The sequence below is a fragment of the Paenibacillus sp. FSL H8-0048 genome, assembly GCF_038002825.1.
Taxonomy (GTDB): Bacteria; Bacillota; Bacilli; order Paenibacillales; family Paenibacillaceae; genus Paenibacillus_AQ.
Map to the genome: position 1 here is coordinate 1,677,729 of NZ_JBBODF010000001.1, position 19,208 is coordinate 1,696,936.

Annotated in this window: 10 protein-coding genes; 2 read left to right on the top strand and 8 right to left on the bottom strand. The window is 53.3% G+C overall.

Annotated features, from left to right (window positions below):
• Positions 1 to 123: 123 nt before the first annotated feature.
• Both NSU18_RS07495 and NSU18_RS07500 read right to left on the bottom strand, forming a co-directional pair.
• Positions 124 to 5,895, bottom strand: coding sequence for an S-layer homology domain-containing protein (locus tag NSU18_RS07495; protein ID WP_341148685.1), 5,772 nt, complete (start codon positions 5,893 to 5,895; stop codon positions 124 to 126).
• 277 nt (positions 5,896 to 6,172) lie between these two features.
• Positions 6,173 to 7,519 carry a glucuronoxylanase gene (locus tag NSU18_RS07500; RefSeq protein ID WP_341020779.1) on the bottom strand — a complete coding sequence of 449 codons (1,347 nt, stop codon included), beginning with the start codon at positions 7,517 to 7,519 and terminating at the stop codon, positions 6,173 to 6,175.
• A gap of 249 nt (positions 7,520 to 7,768) precedes the next feature.
• Between NSU18_RS07500 and NSU18_RS07505 the strand changes: the two genes are divergently transcribed.
• On the top strand, positions 7,769 to 8,626 hold the full coding sequence (locus NSU18_RS07505) for an AraC family transcriptional regulator (protein WP_341020777.1): 858 nt from the start codon (positions 7,769 to 7,771) through the stop codon (positions 8,624 to 8,626).
• A gap of 619 nt (positions 8,627 to 9,245) precedes the next feature.
• Here the strand turns inward: NSU18_RS07505 and NSU18_RS07510 are convergent.
• Positions 9,246 to 10,439 carry an IS256 family transposase gene (locus tag NSU18_RS07510; RefSeq protein ID WP_341148370.1) on the bottom strand — a complete coding sequence of 398 codons (1,194 nt, stop codon included), beginning with the start codon at positions 10,437 to 10,439 and terminating at the stop codon, positions 9,246 to 9,248.
• Between the two features lie 282 nt (positions 10,440 to 10,721).
• Complete coding sequence (locus tag NSU18_RS07515) at positions 10,722 to 12,698, bottom strand: hypothetical protein (protein ID WP_341148686.1); 1,977 nt, start codon at positions 12,696 to 12,698, stop codon at positions 10,722 to 10,724.
• Between the two features lie 149 nt (positions 12,699 to 12,847).
• Between NSU18_RS07515 and NSU18_RS07520 the strand changes: the two genes are divergently transcribed.
• A complete protein-coding gene (locus NSU18_RS07520; RefSeq protein ID WP_341020774.1) occupies positions 12,848 to 13,690 on the top strand; it encodes an AraC family transcriptional regulator in 843 nt (280 codons plus the stop codon).
• A gap of 455 nt (positions 13,691 to 14,145) precedes the next feature.
• Here NSU18_RS07520 and uidA read toward each other — a convergent pair whose 3' ends face one another.
• Genes uidA through NSU18_RS07540 form a run of 4 tightly spaced genes read right to left on the bottom strand, consistent with a single transcriptional unit; the run spans position 14,146 to position 19,082 of the window.
• A complete protein-coding gene (gene uidA, locus NSU18_RS07525; protein ID WP_341148687.1) occupies positions 14,146 to 15,942 on the bottom strand; it encodes a beta-glucuronidase in 1,797 nt (598 codons plus the stop codon).
• Positions 15,943 to 15,978: 36 nt separating this feature from the next.
• Entirely contained in the window at positions 15,979 to 17,328 is a 1,350-nt protein-coding gene (locus tag NSU18_RS07530) for an ABC transporter substrate-binding protein (protein WP_341148688.1), read from the bottom strand.
• 27 nt (positions 17,329 to 17,355) lie between these two features.
• Positions 17,356 to 18,186 (bottom strand): carbohydrate ABC transporter permease, encoded by an 831-nt coding sequence (locus NSU18_RS07535; RefSeq protein ID WP_341020769.1) that lies wholly within the window; start codon positions 18,184 to 18,186, stop codon positions 17,356 to 17,358.
• An 11-nt stretch (positions 18,187 to 18,197) separates the two neighbouring features.
• Positions 18,198 to 19,082: a carbohydrate ABC transporter permease gene (locus NSU18_RS07540; protein WP_445321848.1), complete on the bottom strand. Its 885-nt coding sequence runs from the start codon at positions 19,080 to 19,082 to the stop codon at positions 18,198 to 18,200.
• Positions 19,083 to 19,208 lie beyond the last annotated feature (126 nt).

Here is a 19,208-nt window from a genome sequence, read left to right on the forward strand (position 1 = left end):
AATCAAAAATCCCCCTCCAACCAGCCAGCATCCGGCCCATCTTCCGATGGGTGGACACTTGCGGCCGTGAGGGGGATTTGATGTGATTCTATGCTTTTACCTGCGGGATTGTGCTTCTCTGACTTACTTCTTCATCATACGGAAGATTATGACTGCGGCTTCCGCCCGGGTGGTGACTGCTGCGGGATGGATGGAGGTGCCGTCTCCCCGCACAATGCCTTCTCTGACCAGAGCGGCTACACTATTTACGGCATACTTTGCTACCTTACTGCTGTCCGTATAGCCGCTTAATTCTCCGGCACTGCCGCTAACCGTCAATTTGTTCAACGTCTTCAGTGCTCTGGCAGCGATGACCATCATATCCTGTCTGGTGATTTCTCCCTGCGGATTGAAGCTGCTTCCGCCCACTCCCTGGATGATTCCCAGCTTCTTGGCGATGCCCAATGCTTCATAATAATAGGCTCCCTGATGAACATCCGTGAAGCTGGAGTTTGCCTGTGCGCCTGCCTCTGCCTCCGCTTCAAGTCCGAGAGCCCGCACGAGCATCAGCACAAAATCCGCTCGCGTGATGTTCTTCTCCGGGTTAAACGTGGTACTGGAGGTTCCTGTGATAATACCCAGCCCGTATAGCGTGTCAATCGCCTCGGAAGCCCAGCTATACTTGGCCTGCACATCCCGGAACGGGCTGGCAGGCACCGGTGAAGGTGCCGAAGTTACAGCCGGTGTCGGCGATGGCGACACTACTGCACCAGGCACAGGAGTAGGCGTTGGTGCAGATGACGGCTTAGATGCTGGCATAGATGTCGGCACTGGTGTAGACGCTGGTGTCGGCGTTGGTGTCGGATTCGGCGTCGGTATAGTTGTTGGCGCCGGCTCAGACGGACCGCTGCTGTCTTTTAGCGTAGTTACAGAGAGGGCAGGACCATTCATGCTCCAGTTCCCGGCTTCATCCCCGGCCTGCACCGAGAAATTATACCTTGTTCCCGCAGTAAGCCCGGTTACCTCGTACCGCAGGTCTGTTCCAGATAACGCAGCGATTTCCTCTGCTCCCCTATAGACTTTGTAGCCGGTCACTCCCGTATCATCCCCAGCCTGCGTCCAGGTTAACGTCAGGCCGGATGCCGTGATCCGTGAAGCTTCAAGTGTGCTTCTCTCCATCCAGACCGGAGGTGTGATATCCGCAGCAGGCAGCGTGGTTGCTGACACAGAGGGCCCATCCTCGCTCCAATTGCCGTCCGTATCCCCTGCCTCCACTTTGAACATATACTGCGAACCAGGCTGCAATCCCGTTACCTGATAACTGTATACAGCACCGGTTACGGTCTCCGTATACACAGCAGCTGTAACCGTAACCGGCTGATCTCCGGTTCCGTTCGTAATCCGGTATCCGTAGATGCCTCTGTCATCTGTAGCCGTAGCCGACCAGGTCAACGTCAACCCGTCACTTGTGATATTGGAAGCGGCAAGCGTGCTTCCTTCGGCCCAGACCGGCGGCGTGATGTCTTCACCCGGCAGGGTGGTCACTATAACGGACGGTCCGTCCTTACTCCAACTCCCCGCAGCATCTCTTGCCTCCACCTTGAAGGTATACTGCGTGTTCGGCAGCAGCCCGGATATCTCATAACGGTATACAGCTCCGGCTTCAGTCTCCACCGGCTCACTGCCGGTTACAAGCAGCGGCTCGGCAGCAATCCCGTTGTAGATGCGGTAGCCGGTAACGCCCAGATTATCCATTGCCGCCGGCCACGATAAGGTAACCCCTGTACGCGTAATACCGGTAGCTTCAAGCTTGCTTCCCTCAGGCCAGATTATTTCCCCCGTCTCCCCCAGGGTCTTCACCAGAGTAACCCCCGAGAAGGTGACCTTGAAGTCCGTTACAGCGCTCGTATTGGTTCCATACAATTGCACCTTGGCAGCCTTAAAGAATTCCGGAGTATACGTGGACGGACTGCCCATCGCAGTCCAGGAAGAGCCGCTGTTGGTGGAGAAATAGCCTTGCACCACATTGCCTTCTTTTACAATCCGCAAGAAATAGTTAGTACCGCTTAAGTTGGTTTGGTTCGTATTGTTGGTGAAGGACTGGGTGCCGCTTTTGCCTGAATTATTGACTTTGATATTGCTGCTGACCTTCCTTGCATTGATCCGGTAAAATTCTCCGCTTGAACTGCCGCTGATACCAAGCCCCACCTGGGAGTTCTCGCCCATGGACGGATCATTCAGCGGTTTGTCAACGGTAAGCTTCGCCGTCAGCGTCCAGTTGCCGTCAGCGGAGCCTGGAAGCTGCAGCATATTATGGCTGCCCGGATACTCCGTATCGCTCTTCAAGGTCTGAATCTCTGCACCATCCGCGCTATAGCGGAGTGCCGCCTGCGGCTCAGCCGGATTTACCACCTCCCAGCCTGCCGGAAGGCCATTCGAGAAATCAACCACCTCGTTTGTGCTGAAGAAAATTTTATAGGTCTTCACTTGTTGCCCTTTAATAAAACGGACCACCGCCGTGCCCTGCGCACTGCCCGCCTGCGAGAGGCTTACAAGCTCAGCCGGATCACTGGTTGCCGCCGTAACCTTCGGAATGGCATTCCCGGTTACTGTATATTTATATTCAGTTTTCCCTTCATCAAAATCAGACGGCTGAACGCCATTGATAAAGAGGTTGCGGGAGACAACCGCCTCAGGAGTAAGCGACATTTGGTCGGCATACAGGATGTTGGCATCCTTCGCATACACCGCCAGAACCACCTTTGCTGTGCCTGCGGGCTCATCGTACGTAAACGGCTGATTAGGGGTCTCATGCCAGTCCGCCACCTTCACATCCACAGGCTGGAAGGAGCTTAAGGCCAGCGGGCCGCCTTCAAGAATACGTCCAACCAGCCGGCCGTTCTGCCAGTACGCCGGATCACCAGCTTCACGGGCGGCATAAGGCTCCGGCATATCGCGCCCGTTGATCGGGTCCATGCCAAGCTGAACTCCATCCTTGCCGTAATACACCAGCGCCACTTCCACATCTCCGGGATGCTCCGCAGCGACATCATAGCTGTCCGGGCGGCTCATCATCGAGAGGAAATAGCCCTTGAAGTTATAGCTCTCGCCCGGGCTCAGCTTGCCGGTCACATCCTGCCAGATGCCGTCATACTGCTCCGCGGCTGCAGTGCGGCCCGCAAGCTTCCCGGACCCGGCAACCTTGGAGGTAGAGCTGTTCTTCAGGTAACGGGAGAGTCCCGAGTAGCTCTGCACTGTATCTGCCGTAAGCACAGGTCCTGTGACAGCAGGCTCGAAGCTGCCGTTATTGTAACGGCCTGCCGACCAGTGATCTGTATTCGAGGCTGTGGCTGTATCGAAATCTCCATTCAGCAGCAGGTTCCCCGGAATCGTCACGACCGAGTTGTTGGCAGCCGCACTCCAGTCCGAATCACCTGCGCCAAACAGGAAGCGGTCAATGGTAATCGTGCCCTCAGCCCCGTTAGGCTCAGCCACAATATAAAGATCCTTGTGCCCGTAAGCACTGAGATCACCGGTATCGACCATAGTCTGGAACTTGCCGTAGCTGTCATTGGCCGGTACCGCAATCGCTGCGACCCGCGTACCCTGGGACAGGATGTCGGCGCTGCTGCCGGCAGCAGTCCCTACGGGAAGGACGTAAGCGGCAAGCTTGCCTCCCTGAGCCGACTTCGTCTGGGCGGTAAGATACAGCAAGTGTCTGCGGACCACGCCGCCGTTCGCCGAGCCGTCTGCAAAGTTCACATTGTTGTAAGCGAGGTACCCGCCTGCCCCCAGTGTCACTGCCTCATTGGCACGGCCTGCTTGGCCTGCACTGTCGCCGGGCACACGGTTGTCATTCCCCTCTGCCTCAAGCGTGGAGAAGATATCGCGTTCCCCGTCCAGCCCCTGATAGGCGGCAAAGGTTCCCTTAGACGGAACAACCGTTACGACGCTGGCCGATGGAATATCAATAACGAACTTGCCGCCCGATACCGGAATCGTACCCAGCTTCTTCTGATTCTCGCTTCCCGAGGTGCGGAACACGGTCACGCTGTCTGTTCCTGCCGGGAAGTCCTTCAGATTGAATTCCAGTGGCTGGACGCTGTCATCATTGTTCGCATTCGATACCGTCATCGAGAAATCACCCGTAGCCGGATTCTTGAAGCCGACCACATTCAGATCGGGCGCCGGTACGCGTGTAACCTCAAAGCGCACATCGCCGGGATTCATGAACCGGGAGAAATGCCCGTAGCTGTAAAAGCGCTTGAACAACCGGTATTCACCGGTCAGTGTGCTGATCCGTCCCGGCTCCTGCTGGGAGTTGGTCGTCGCGAAGCGGATCAGGTCAGAGCCGTCCGCGCCGTTGCTGTCCCACATGCTCCACCAGACAAAGCCGGTGAAGCCCGGACTACTGGTGAACATATTGGTCAGCAGATTGGACCAGCGCACTGCGTCATTGATATTCTGATTGCCGTAGCGCTGGGTATACGCGCCAGCCGATCCGTCACCGGTGTCCTGGTTCATGAATTCTGCCTGCCAGAGCTTATACTTATTCAGCCATTCGGGATACTTGCTGCCATCCTTGGTGTAATCCAGAGGACTCTTGGAGAAATCACCGGTATGATACAGCTTGTTCTCATCTGTACCGATCCCCACTGTACCGTAGAGATGGGTGGTGAATACATCGAGATAGGGATTCTTGTCGAGTGCATTATCCGGGTCCGTCTGCGAGAACACCTCGCCGCCTCTGCTTAAGGAAGCGCCCAGATTCGTGCCGTCCACGGCGGCAAGCTGGGGAATGAAATCAATGAGCTTGCCTTCGGGGTTCTTAATATCATAGAGATCGCCGCCGGGCTGCATCGATTTTTTCAAGGCAGGTCCGATATAGCCGTTAATCAGTTCCGTAACATAAGCGGCTGAGCCGCCCGCCAGATCGACTTCGTTAAAAGGATTGATGTGGGTTATCGGAATCCCCCACTGTTCCCACATGCCGCGAATATAATTGACAAGATAATCTGCATAGGCCTGATAATATATTTTGACCGGTTTTCCGTCGATGGTGGCGATGTCGCCGCGGATAATTTTGCTGGGAGAATTGGTGTTGGATTGGCTCATCCAATAAGGGACGGTCCAGGTGCAGGCATAGAATTGCTTGACGCCATACTGCTGTGCCTGGAGCATAGTCCAGACCTGATCGATATCGAACAGCTCTTTGCGGGTACGCGGGGAATTCTTGATGACTACAGGCTGTTCACCAGGCTTACTGAGGAGATTGGTCGGGCCGCCGTCGTCATTGCCGATCGGCTGGTTCCAGGAGGGATAATCCCATACAAAGTCTTGCACAGGTACAAGGGTTCCAGGAGCATGCTCCGGTTCGACCGGCCAGATGCTGTCAGTATTGCCGTCGTAATAACGGTTCTCCGCTTCGATCTTGTAGCCGTATTGTCCTGCTGTTCCACGCATGGGAATGGCATTCCCATCAATGTCGAAGCCGGGATGATTCACATCGGCCAGGAGACTGGTGAGCGGGTTGAACCCCGGGCTTGCCGCAGTAGCCCCGGAAGCCGTCAGGCCGCCGTTATCACCAATGATCACCCGGACAATGTCGTGGCCTGTACCCTTTTGTTCACTGAAGGTCAGATCCAGCAGATGCCGGACCGTATCCTGATGGCCGGCTGAAGCGAGCTGCAGCATATGCACGGAATCCGTATACGCATAGGCGGCTCCTACACCATCCATCGTCTGATAGCTCTTGTACCAATCTGCTGTTACCTGTGCCGGAGCAATAGCAGCCTGCACGTCAGCAGCCGGAGCAGCTTGAAGCGGGTTAGAGAATGGCATAGGGGTAATGACGGATAGCAGCAGCACACCAGCCATGGAAACTGAGAGTGCCTTTCTCCTGATCTTTTTACTCATCCTAGATATTCCTCCTCTTGTATGCGCTTTCATGGTTTTGCCTGGTAATATCTTAACAACTGAACTTGGACATTTGTAGCAGAAGGATGCACGATTCATTTTAAAATAACACTATTCTCTTTCAAATTTAAACGTTTGCCCCGAAAGAAGCAGAAACGGCTGTGCCGTCCTTTAAAATATCAAAAATCCCGGCCTGTAAACGCACTATACAAGCTGCGGTTTACAGGCCGGGATGCGGGTCTAACTGCGGTTAAGTCATAAATGCTGCGACTGCATTCTACTGGGCAAGAACTTCCTCAGCCAAAGCAGGCTCTGCTTCAATGTCATAGATTGCATCCGTTACGGAGCTTTTGCTGCTTCCGAGTGTGGCTACGAAGGTAGTTACACTAAGCGCAGGCAGCTGGGCGGTGAAAGCGCCGTTCGACACATTAATGTTAGAGCCGGCAGCCACCTTCCGGTTGGCGTCGGTAATCCACGAAGCGAAGCTGGAGGCTGTGCCGTTCTGCAGGACGAACCGCTGGCTGACGGCCGAAGTGCTTTTATTAATAGCCACAATAACTGCCTTGTTACTGCCCTTGTAAGCCGAGACATAGACATTGGTATTCGGATTCTTGGTCGCGTCCACTCTTACATAACCCGGGCGGATGAACTTGGAGAACTGGGCCATGCTGTCCCCGCGCTTGCTGATACTGCCGTCTTCATTCATCGGGCTGTACTGGCGGCGGATATACCACCATACATAAGCCTGGAAATCCCCTTCCACCAGCGCATTGTGCATATGGTATGCTACTTCCAGCGCTTCCGGCCACAGATTGGCCGAGTTGTTATTGCTGTTCGGATAATAGACCTCAGTCATCCACAGCTCTTTGCCTGCACCCTTCTGCTTGAAGAGCGGATAGGCAAAGTTGTTCACCTGTGTTCCATACAAATGCGCACCCAGAATATCCATATTGGCCAGTGCCTGGGAATCATTCAGAATCGGGTCGGACATATTCTTAAGATATTGGAAGGACTCGGGAGCAATGACCCGGCAATTGATGGAACCGGCATAATTCTTCATAAAGTTCAAGACTTCGGCAGGTGTCCACCAGGTCCAGGTCTCGGCATAGTCCGGTTCATTCTGTATCGAGATCGCATACAGGTTAACCCCATTATTCTTCATATACGTCACGAAATCATTCAGATGCTGGGCGTATGCGCCGTACTGGTTATATTTGAGACGCTTGGCCGAGGTATTCCCGTTGCGGTTGAAGGTCTCCGTCATGCTGCTGGGCGGATTCCATGGTGAAGCAAAGACGATCGCTCCCTTGGCAACGGCCGCCTTGGCCGTGTCCAGCTCCTTATACCAGTTGTTCTTGTTTTCGTCTACAGAGATTCTCAGAATGGAGAATCCTAGCTGATTCGCCCCGTTCCCGAAGGCGGTCTCCCGCTGTGCGGCGGTCAGGTCCCCAATCCAGTTCGGATGGTTGATGCCCCCGAATCCGCGAATCTCCTGCTTCTGGGCGGACAGATTGACCGTCACATCGCTGGCTGCATTCACTTTGGACGGCGGCACCACCAGCACAGACAACATAGTTACTGTTGCCAGCAAGGTACATAATGATTTCTTAAACGTTGATTTCATTGCTTCATCTCCTTATTATATGATTTCTGCACAACATTCCTGCCGAATTCTGCCCCTGGTCGCACCTCCTGTCTAATCGAAGCGGCAGCTGTACCCTGTACAGGCTTGTCCTTTTTCCTTGCAACACTTGCAAGCGCTTCCTATTCCTGTATTATATTAAATAGTTGATATATCGTCGTTGCATATCAGCGATACTATATTGCGCGGATACCGATAATCCTTATATATCCAAATAAAGGAATGAATGCCATGGAGCAACTTACCCAATATGTATTCACCCCGATCCCCGAAGAAATGATCTGCTTCCACAAATCAACCACCACGGAGCAGCTCAGCCCGGCTCAGCCTTATCACCGGCACGATGCCTACGAAATCTACCTGTTCCTGAGAGGCAATACCTACATGTATGTGGAGCAGTCCTGCTACAAGCTCTCCCCCGGCGATCTGCTCCTGATCCGACCCGGTGAGATGCACCGATGTGTCTGTGCCGACAACCAGCCCTATGAACGGATCGGGCTGAACCTGAGAAGATCCGCCCTGCGGCGGCTGTCCAGTAGCCGTACGAATCTGCTGGCCTGCTTCAACCCCTTTCCCTCCGGGCTGAACACGCTGATCCGGCTCTCCCGCGACCAGTGCGCCTTCTATACCAGACTGGCGGACCAATTGATCCATAGCCTTCACTCCGAGGAGTTCGGACAGGATCTGCTGGCCGATTCCTATGCCACCCGCCTGCTTGTATTCATCAACACGCTGCAGCAGTCTTCTGCCGCCCTGCCGCATAATCTCATGCCGGAGCTGGTCCGCCAGACAATGGCTTACATCGAGGAGCATCTGCTCGAACCGATCTGCTCCGCCCAGCTAGAGCAGGAATTCCATTACAGCGGCAAATATATAAGCCAGCAATTCAAAGAGCACACAGGACTTACCGTCCGCTCATACATCGTGAACAAGCGCGTCTCCCTGGCCATGAGCCACCTTACCTCCGGCAAGAGCGTCGCAGCCGCCTGCGAGCTGTCCGGCTTCAGCGATTACGCCAACTTCATCCGCAGCTTCACCAAGGTCGCCGGGATGTCTCCTGGCAGATACCGGGCTGGTATGCTGCCGTAAGTGCACAGGCATTCTTTTGAAAAAGGTAAGGTTCATTATAGCTGTCTTTTCCCTTACATCCAGGGTAATGTGCTGATACTGTAGATTTAGAGGAAGTTAGGGCACTGAAAAAAGAATTGAAATTCCGGTCTCTGTAGAAGATGATTTCACTGAAATTCAAGGAAATGAACTGCATACGATGGGTATGAAATTTACGATAGCTTAATTGGAGCTGTCCCAGAAGCCATGAAACGGCTGCTTGGGATAGCTCTCTTTATGCTGGAGTAGATTCAGCGTGAGCACTTGGGGGAGGGGAACGCTCCGCAACAGAACAATGTATGCTGTTTTCCACATACATTCGGGCCTCATCCCTGCGCGCCAGGCAAATGTATGCTGTTTTCCACATACATTCAGGCCTCACGCCCGCACGCCAGCAAATGTATGCTGTTTTCCACATACATTCGGGCCTCACGCCCGCACGCCAGCACAATGTATGCTGTTTTCCACATACATTCAGGCCTCACGGTAGCGTCAAGAAGTTTGTGTAAGAGAGTAGAAGTACCTCCCCCGGGTTACGGGTTGGGGTGCAGTGTTTCTGGGGGGAGGGGGAACCCCGACCCCCAGAAACTGGATTTCTCTGCTACGCCTCTTCCGGTGCGGGTAAAGAGGGGTAGCGTGTTTCGAATAGCTCTTTTAGCTTCTTTTTAACGGCATCCATGCCAAAGCCTTGGGCGACCCGCCCTGCATGACGTTCATTGTATTCCAGCATCTCCAGGTACACGATTTTCTCTGCCGCATCCATGTTCGTCAGACTGTTCATCGGTTTCAGACGCTTGCGGATTTCCTTGTTCATCCGTTCGATGGGGTTCGACGTGTAGATCGCTTTACGGATCGATTCCGGATACTTGTAGAACGTCAGGAGTGTGGATAACTGTTCCTCCCAGGACCTCATTTCCTTCGGATATAGCTTGTTCCACTTCGCTTTGACCGTATCAAAGTTAGCCCGGGCTACCACTTCATCCGGTGCGGTATATACGGTTTTCAACGCTTCAAGGACATCAGTTTTGTGCTCCATCCGGATTTTAGGGAACGTGGCCCGCACTTTGTGCACTACGCAATGCTGTACATCTGCCTGAGGATAGGTCTCTTTAAACGCCGCATCCAGCCCCGGTAGTCCGTCAAACACACCCAGCAGGACTTCCTGCGCTCCGCGGTCGTACAGGTCTTTGAGTACCTCCCGCCAGCCATTCGAACTCTCTTGGCCGCCCACGTAAAACCCGAGAATTTGACGCTGTCCCTCCTCGTCAATCCCCATCGCAAAGTAGACCACTTCGCCACGGACCGTGCCCCGTTTCAGCTTCACGTACAGCCCATCCAAGTAGATCACGGAGTACCGTTTGCTCAGGGGCCGTTTCTGCCACTGGTGGATATCGTCCAGCACCGTAGCCGTAATATTGCTGACCGTGGTGGGGGAGTAGTGGCTGCCAAACATACTTTCAATGAACCGGGCCACATCCCGCGTGCCCATGCCCGATTTATACATTTGGATGACAGCCTCTTCTAACCATCCGTCCCGCCGCTGGTACGGCTCAAACATCTGCGTTTGGAAAAGGCTTTGGCGGTCCCGGGGCACCTGAAGATCCTCGATATGGCCGTATTTCGTGTGCAAGTCTCGCGTATAATAGCCGTTGCGACTATTACTGGCACCCGATTCTTCACTGTCCATAAACCCCTGGATTTCGGCGCGCAACAGGCGTTCCATGTTGTCTTTCACAAAATCTTTAACAAGTTTTTCAAATAGATTATTCAGAGAACTTTCGGGTAAAATATTCATTGGTAGGGTTCCTCCTTGGTGGTTTCGCAATCCCGAGGATACCCTACTTTTTTGGTGTCTGACTAGACTCCAAATCTTGGTACACAACTTACTTTACGCCATCGGCCTCACGCCCGCACGCCAGCAAATGTATGCTGTTTTCCACATACATTCGGGCCTCATCCCTGCGCGCCAGGCAAATGTATGCTGTTTCCACATACATTGTTCCCACAATAAAGGGGCTGTCGCTTTTGCGACAGCCCCATATTTTTAACAGAATATCAACCTTGAGAATGGACAGCGCTACTCGCTGTCCGTCTCCCAGTAATCGCCAACCAGACCTTCTATAATACTGCCGCTGGCCCAGGGCATCAGACAGAACCAGGTACTGGCCGGTGAGCCGTCACTGTAGGTCTCGGTCACCAGACCCTCCGAGTGGCAGAATCTCTCGGACATCCAGCCCGTCAAGCCATGATCGAACTCCCGGTCATATCTGTTGTAGGTCTGACAGCCCCAGCCGACGGTATCCAGCAGCCGCTGCTTCACATACGGATCTTCACACTGCTGCACATAATAATACAGCTCATCTACCACGCTGCTCGACATGGGATGAATATGCGGATTGGCGACTGAGGTCACGCTCCCCCCGGAGCTGGACCAGCCCGCGGTGCTGAGCGGCGGTACCTTAACCGGTGAATTATACGCGAATTTGAAGGTGAATTCGTAAGCAAGCGCATCTCTCATATGATCCAGATACAGCTCATCCCCAGTGAGGGCATGCAGATATCGGACCGCCCGGATATACGCCAGAATCCCTTCAGAATCAATCGCTTTATCCGTATCAAGCGGCGCTCCATAACATTCCATCCGCTTCACATAGGTCTCATAATAATGCCGCTCACTGCGCTTCAGGCTGTCCAGATGCGACCGGTTTCCGGTGAGCCAGCTATAGTAAGCTATGGCCGCCAAGACCCACGTCCCGCTGAAGGAATCATATTCAAGACCGGCACCGGTTCTCTCGGAGAGAATCGTAGGGTATTCACCGTCCGAATTCCGGCTTCTCTCCAGTACAGGGAGAATCTTACGCACGAAGTCCACCCAGTCCTCGTGGATGACATGGCTCAGTCTTTTCTCATATTCGTAGGCCTTCATAATATAGAATAAGGCCTGTCCGCACAGATAAGCGGAATGTCCCGGCGTGCGCATCCCGTCAAACCACCAGCCGTGAATGCTCCATCTGCCGTCCTGATAGGCCTCGTAAGGGAGACCGGAAGCCGGGTTCAGGGAGTTCGCGATGATATTCTCAATGCAGGAGAGGGCCTGCCCGCGCATAGGCTCATCTCCCAGCCGCAGCGCAGCCATCAGCATAGGAGTGGCTACAGTCAAACCGTTTGTCCAGCTGGTGGAGATGATTTTATTATACCGGTACCCGCCCTTCTCCTTGTCCTCATAGACAAAGGTTGTGTAGCTCCGGTCCTCAGGCAGCCATGCATACTGATAGATGGCCTTCGACAGATCGGCCGCTGCGGTCCGACTATCACTGCCGGATCTTGGGGGCTGATGATAGCGGGAATAAATCTCTTCCAGTGCAGCATGGATACCCAGCTCAGATCCGGCCGTATACGCATACAGATCCAATGTGAACGTTACAGTTTCCGAAGCCGCCAGCTCGAAGCAGTTCTCCTCCAGCGGTGCCCGCTCCTTGACGAGATGCGATTTGATGAACAGAAGCGGTGCATTCTCATACCCCAGCGTATACCCGACCGTTCCCTTGGCAAGCGAGCAGGTGAAGCCGCCATACTGGAAGAACTCCCCCTCCAGCCCAGGCTTCCACGGGGTCTTCTCTCCCTCCCTGTATATAAAATAAGGGCTGGCGCATAATCCGTACACTGTCCCGGTGTCATATACAAGCGCAGCAGGGTGTGACAGCCGGTCGCTGCGCACCATCCACCAGGAAGATGAAGGACGCGCGGGCTTCCCCTCCCTTAATCTCGGGAATTCGTTCGGGACATTCTGCGGAGCTTCTCCCCGGTTACGGCCATACATAAATGCAGGAAGAAAAAAGCGCGGATCAGCCTTGGCGAACGGCAACTCCACATGAATGACGCCTGACCAAGGCGCGCTGTTCAGATTCGTGAGCTGCACATGAGCCTGAAAGGGATGCTGTGCACTGCCTGTCCCGCCTGTTATCTCTACAGATGCATGCAGTCCATGCCCGTTAAGTCCGGTATACTCTGAAGCTTCCTGAGTCTTGCTTCTTGCCGTTATAATCAGTTCCACTATTCTGTCCTCCAGTCTGCTCTATTACGATAAAATGATTGCAAATCCTATTCCTGCATGCTAGGATAATGTCATTTTAAAGTAGTTCCAGAGAAGAATCATTGCAGGTTCCGCTGTTATTATTGCGCGAAATGATCCGGAGGTTACCCATGAACGAGCCTTTTGAGCTTCGCTATGACCCTATCCATAAAGATTACCTCTACCTGCACAGGACAACCACCTATAATATGGGAACCTTCTATCACCGCCATGAAGCATATGAGCTGTACCTATTTCTGCGCGGCAACGTCAAGTTCTATATTGAGAACAGCTGCTACCACCTGCGGCGCGGAGATCTGCTTGTGCTGAACCCGGAAGAGATGCACCGTTCCTTCAGCCAGGATGAATCAGAATATGAAAGGATTACGATCAATCTGCAAAAATCTTATCTGCACCGCCTCTCTACTCCGGCTACTCCACTATCCTGGTGCTTCGACTACCGTCCGAAGGGAAAGGGCAACATCGTTCATCTGGAGGAAGCCGAGCTTCAGCAGGTTCTCCGGTTGACCGGCGATCTGGAGAAGGCCCTCTCATCCGATATGTATGGGGCAGATATCCTCGCCAACAGCATGCTTGCTCAATTATTGGTGCTGACCAACACCGTGTTTCATAGAACAAGCATCGTTCCTGCGGATATCATGCCGGAGCTGGTCCGCAGGACGATGGAGTATATTGATGCCCACCTGGGGCAGCCCCTCACGCTTGAGCAGCTTAGCGGCCTCTTTCATCTGAACAGCACCTATATCAGCAGACAGTTCAAACAACACACAGGACTAACGCTGCGCTCCTATATCCTGGACCGCCGGATTTCGTTAGCCAAGGCTTACCTCCGGGACGGCCTTAGTCTTACCGAGGCCTGTTATCAATCCGGCTTCAGCGATTACGCGAACTTTATCCGCAGCTTCACCAAGGTGGCCGGAGTATCTCCGGGCAGATATGCTAAGCAGGAATAAAACAGAATGTAGAATGTTCGCGGGAAGTGGAGCGGGAAGGCGCAGTGTCTGCGGAAGGCGGGACTGGATCATTAGGGTAGGCTTACAGCGTCTGACTCATGACGGCGGACTTATAGAAGTGGAAATTGTACATCTAATTTGGCGGTAAAGGGGTACGTAAACTAATTAGTTGGAAAAATGCAGCTTACTCGGTCCAACTTCTGCTAAATAAATCATATTCCAGGAATTAAGTGTACTTTATCCAGCCGTTTCCCCCTAATCCTCCATTACGCAAAATTAAATGCCTTTTTTCCAACTCCATCCGCCCTTCCCTCTTGCTACGAATCATTAAGGCCCCCAGCCGAGCCGGGGGTTGTTGTATAAAAAAAACAAGCCTCCCATAACGGGAGGCTTGAAGGGTTGGAGACTTGCAGGCTTGCAGGTTTGCAAGCTTGCGCTGCAACCGAAAGTTCATTTCACTTCATATAGCCAAAATCAGGGATCTCCGTCCATCTCCGGCGCAGCTCGTGGGCTGCCGCCTTGGGCTTGCGGTCACGGGTGAAGATGCCCTTCTTGTTCCCCTGCACCCGGATGATGCCCTGGCTGGTGGCAAAGTCGGCGAAATTCCATACCTGCTCACCCACAAACTCCCGGAACTCATCGAAGACTTCATGATTCGCCCGGTAGAACGCCACCTGATATTCTTCCGTGAACATGATTGGCTCCACATCATGCAGTCCAGCCACGGTATCGGTTCCGTATTCAGTCATCATCATCGGCTTGCCGGGGCAGCGCCGGGTCCACGCTTCCAGCTCCTGCCGCAGATTGACCTTCGCCGACTCCAGGTCCCCTCCGTCCACATACCAGCCGTAATACCGGTTGAAGGCAAGCACATCGATCAGCTCAGAGATTCTGTCGTTAGCCGGTGAGGCTTCGATATGCGTTACCAGGGTCACCGGACGGTGCTGCGGATCATCCTCCCGCAGCTGCTCGATCAGCGGCTTGAAATATTCGTACGCCCCATCCTCATAGGAGGCCGGTTCATTCGCTACATTCCACATCACCACGCAGGCATGGTTCTTATCGCGGTTGATCAGCTCACGGATCACCTGCTGGTGATGTCCGAAGGTCTGGACCTCTGCCCAGGTATCCTTCTTCGAACCCCCTGAGAACATCACGAGGAAATTAAGGTCCAGGCCTACTGCCGGAGTCTCATTGATCACGACGAAGCCTTCACGGTCGGCCAGCCGCATCACTTCCTCGGCATACGGATAATGCGCCGTGCGGAAGGAGTTGGCCCCGGACCATTTCATCAGATTGAAATCCATAATATTCGCGGCTTCATCCAGGCCCCGTCCATGGAACGGAGTATCCTCATGTCTGCCGTAGCCCTTGAAGTAGAAGGGCTCGCCATTAATCAGGAACTGCCCGTCCTTCACTTCTACCGTCCGCACGCCGAACGGCAGCTCATAGACATCAATCAATTGCCCGGATTGCACAAGCTCAATTCTCAGAGTATACAAGTAGGCATTCAGCGGCTGCCATAGTCTGACAGAGGGAATATCCAGTACACCGGACGGCTCTCTTCCTGAACAGACCGTATTCCCCTCTTCATCCTGTACCGTAACCCGGATATCCGCTTCGCCGTTAATGTCCACGCTGTACTTGACGATTCCGTTCTCACCAGAATAATCCGTGACCACCGTAACATCCTCTACGAAGGTTTGCGGTGTAGAGTAGATTCTCACCGGCCGCTGGAGTCCGGCAAAGTTGAAGAAATCGAAGTTCGGCTGGTTCTTCACCTTAATCTTCCCGTCCGGCCCTTCGGTCTCCGTATACAGGCCAACAGGCAATGTGGTGTAATCCACCACATTATGCACGGCCACGGTCAACCGGTTGGCTCCCGGCCGAATGAAGTCATTGATCACGCCCTCGAAGGGCAGGAATCCGCCGGCATGCTCCATCACCAGGCTTCCATTGATAAATACCTTCGCCTTGTGGGTGGCCGAGCCGAAGCGCAGCACCAGCCGCTCATTCAGGATGCCCGAAGGGAGCGTCAGCTCCCGCTCGTACCACACCCAGCCGACATGATTACGAATCTCCGGGCTTACGCCCAGATCATTGTAAGCCGAAGGCACCGCCATAGGGATTGTATCTGTCAGCTTGGAGGCCTGCCAATTCTCCTCCCAGCCGGAGCCATCGTCCAGCTTGAAATTCCATACCCCGCCCAGATCGAACAGACTGCGGGTTTCCGTCATTATTGGATACAGCACGGTCAGCACTCCTATCTAATCTGTATTATCTGCTGCTTAGGATTTGGAATCGATAATCTTCTGTATTTTGGTCTGTGCGTGCTCGATCGTATCATCGATGCTTTGACCGGACAGCAGCATTTTGTCGAATTCCTCCAGCAGCACCTTCTCCAGCTCAGCGTGATAAGGCACCGCTGTAGCTGCCGTAGTCGGTATAGTATTCTCCAGAACATAGAGCAGCGAAGCCTTGTCGATCATTTCCGGGGTCTTGCTGCCTGCGATAATCCGGTCCACCACATCTTTCAAGTCAGCTTTTTTCCAGGACGGAATATTCTTCCCTTGCAGCACAATCCCCTCGGTGGAGAACCAGCGGATGAAGGTGTAGGCTTCGTCTTTATGCTTGGACTTGCTGTAGATGCTCAGGACATCCCCGCTGACGTTCGAGGACATCGGATCTTCGATCTTCATCTTCGGCAGCGGAGCGAACACGGTCTTGAAGCTGGCCGGAATGGTATCGGTTCCGCCAGTCTCCGGGATCAGGAAGGAGCCGGTGACAAGCATACTGGTATCCTGGTTGAAATATTGCGGTCTGTAGTTCAGCTTCTGGCTGACCACCTCGGAATACGGGGTTGCGGAGCCTTCCGTTTCTCCCCGAAGCCGCAGCTCAAGCGACTTGCGCATGAATGGATTGTCAATATTGGCGGTCTTGCCGTCATCGGTAGTCAGATTCGCATTCACCGCCTGGCCGAAGGTCTGAGCCACATAGCCATATTGAATCCAGCTGTGGAAGTAGGTTCCATAACGGGTCTTATCGCCCGTTTTCTTCGTCATCGCCTTGGCGTAATCCATGTACTGATCCCAGGTCCAATCCTTTGGCAGCTCAAGTCCCGCTTCCTTTAGGTGATCCTCGTTGATAATGACCAGACCTTGCGAGGACTTGCCGGGCAATCCATAGATCTTACCGTCAATGCTGGTATCCGCTGTATATTCATCCTTGAAATTAATGCCGTCCTTGGCCAGATAATCATCCAGCGGCTGGATCATGCCGAGCCCTGCCCGCTGGGACAGGAAGGTCATGTTACTGAACATGAGGATATCCAGATCGTCCCCCCCGGCCACCGCCAGGTCGAGCTTCTTATAATACTCGTTGGAGTTGTTATCCTCCGCAGAGGCGAATTCCACCTTAATGTTCGGATGCTGCTTCTCAAACTCGGCAATCACGATATCCCAATTGTCCATTTTTTTGGCATACCAGTTGCTCAGCTTAATGGTTACCGCTTGTTCTGCACCTGCTCCTGCACCCGTTGCCGCCGGCTCCTTCTCTGCATTGCCCGCGCCTCCACATCCGGATACCAGCAGGGATAACAGCGGTACAGCAATGAATAGATTGCGTTTTACTTTTGACATGATTTGGCCCCCTGTAATGTAATTAGTCTAGCCTTTGACACTGCCCATCGCAACTCCCTCAATCACCTGCTTCTGGCCGATCATGAAAATAATTAACAACGGCAGAATGGCCGATACAGCGCCTGCCATCATCAAGGAGTAGAACTCGCCGCTGAAATCAGCGAATTTCCGGATGCCCAGCTGCAGGGTAAACAATGAATCGGAACGAAGGAAGATCAGCGGATTCTGGTAATCATTCCAGGTCCAGATAAAGCGGAGAATCATATAGGTAGCAAGGGCTGGCTGCACCAGAGGCATGGCAATCCGCATGAAGATCGTCCAGTGGCCCGCTGCATCAATCCGCGCCGATTCAATAATTTCATCATGGATTCCAAGGAAGAACTGTCTCAGCAGGAAGGTTCCAAGCACCCCGGAGGCGGCAAGCAGCACCAGCCCGAAATGGCTGTCGAACAGTCCAAGCCAGCGGTACATAATGAACTGCGGAACCAGAATGGCCTGCGTTGGAATCATGAAGGTGGCCAGGACCACCAGAAAGAGCATATCCCGCCCTTTGAAAATGATTTTGGAGAAACCGTAAGCCGCCATAGCGGAGATAATCAGTGACAGCGCTGTAGACATCAGAGTAACCTTTGTCGTATTCCAGTAGTAGAGTGTGAACGGCACGGCACCCGCCCATACCTGCTTGTAGTTCTCCGCCGCATTCCATTTCGATGGAATCCATTCTATCGGATATTTCATGACATCCAGCTCGGGCTTGAAGGAGGCGGAGAGCATCCATAAGAACGGCATGATGAACAGAATGCCCGCAACCCCCATGACAACGGTAACAATAACACGGTTAAGCTTGATCGATCGCATGTATAAACCTCCTAGTAGTTGACCCATTTCTTTTGTCCGACCCATTGAAACAAGGTCACCAGCAGGATGAGGATCAGCAGAATAATGCCCATCGCCGAAGCATAGCCCGACTCCAGATTCACAAATGCCACCTCGTACAGATAGTAGACAATGACGGAGGTTGAGCCTGCCGGGCCGCCGCCGGTTAACACCATAATCAGATCGAAGACCTTGAAGGACCCGACAACCCCTGTGATCAACAGGAAGAAGGACGTAGGCGACAGCATCGGCAGTGTAATTCTGAAGAATTGTCTGAGCGGTGAGGCCCCGTCCACATCGGCGGCTTCATACAGATCCCGTGAGATATTCTGCAGGCCGGCCAGATAGATGACCATATTGAAGCCGAGTGAGGTCCACACCATAATAATCATGACCGAGATCAGGGCGAACTTGGGATCAGCCAGCCACATGGGCGGATGCTCCACCCCGATGGATCTCAGGAAGCCGTTGATCGGACCGTTGTTCGGGTGATAGAGCACTCTCCAGAGCAGGGCAATCGCCACGAAGCTTGAGATGAAGGGCATGAAGTAGATCACTTTGAAAAAGGTTTTGAAATACGTTGCCTTGTTGATCAGCACCGCCAGCACCAGCGCCAGGAACATCGCCACCGGAACGACGCCGATCATGATCAGGTTGTTGTAGAGCGAACGGTGAAAGGACTCGTCCTGCACCAGCCGGGTGTAGTTATCCAGACCGACAAACCCGAACCCGTCCAGACCGGATACAAAGTTCCAGTTCGAGAAGCTGATCACACCGGATAGGAGAATCGGAATAATTACCAGCGTTACGGTCAGAATGAGCATGGGGGCAATGAATAAATACCCTGCAATATTGTCGTAAAAGGATTGCTTGCGCATCTTGCTTATCCCGGGGCTGCCGGACCGTTTTGCCGTCCCCTCTTCAGTAATAACCTCCACTTTATCCACCTCTTTTTATGTTTGTAGCTTTATTATAGAAGGGCAAATTTCATAGCACATGCAACG

Bases quoted from the DNA above. Each gene is read 5' to 3' on its own strand.
- NSU18_RS07495 (WP_341148685.1), bottom strand. From the start codon at position 5,895: ATGAGTAAAAAGATCAGGAGAAAGGCACTCTCAGTTTCCATGGCTGGT.
- NSU18_RS07500 (WP_341020779.1), bottom strand. From the start codon at position 7,519: ATGAAATCAACGTTTAAGAAATCATTATGTACCTTGCTGGCAACAGTA.
- NSU18_RS07505 (WP_341020777.1), top strand. From the start codon at position 7,769: ATGGAGCAACTTACCCAATATGTATTCACCCCGATCCCCGAAGAAATG.
- NSU18_RS07510 (WP_341148370.1), bottom strand. From the start codon at position 10,439: ATGAATATTTTACCCGAAAGTTCTCTGAATAATCTATTTGAAAAACTT.
- NSU18_RS07520 (WP_341020774.1), top strand. From the start codon at position 12,848: ATGAACGAGCCTTTTGAGCTTCGCTATGACCCTATCCATAAAGATTAC.
- NSU18_RS07530 (WP_341148688.1), bottom strand. From the start codon at position 17,328: ATGTCAAAAGTAAAACGCAATCTATTCATTGCTGTACCGCTGTTATCC.
- NSU18_RS07535 (WP_341020769.1), bottom strand. From the start codon at position 18,186: ATGCGATCGATCAAGCTTAACCGTGTTATTGTTACCGTTGTCATGGGG.
- NSU18_RS07540 (WP_445321848.1), bottom strand. From the start codon at position 19,082: ATGCGCAAGCAATCCTTTTACGACAATATTGCAGGGTATTTATTCATT.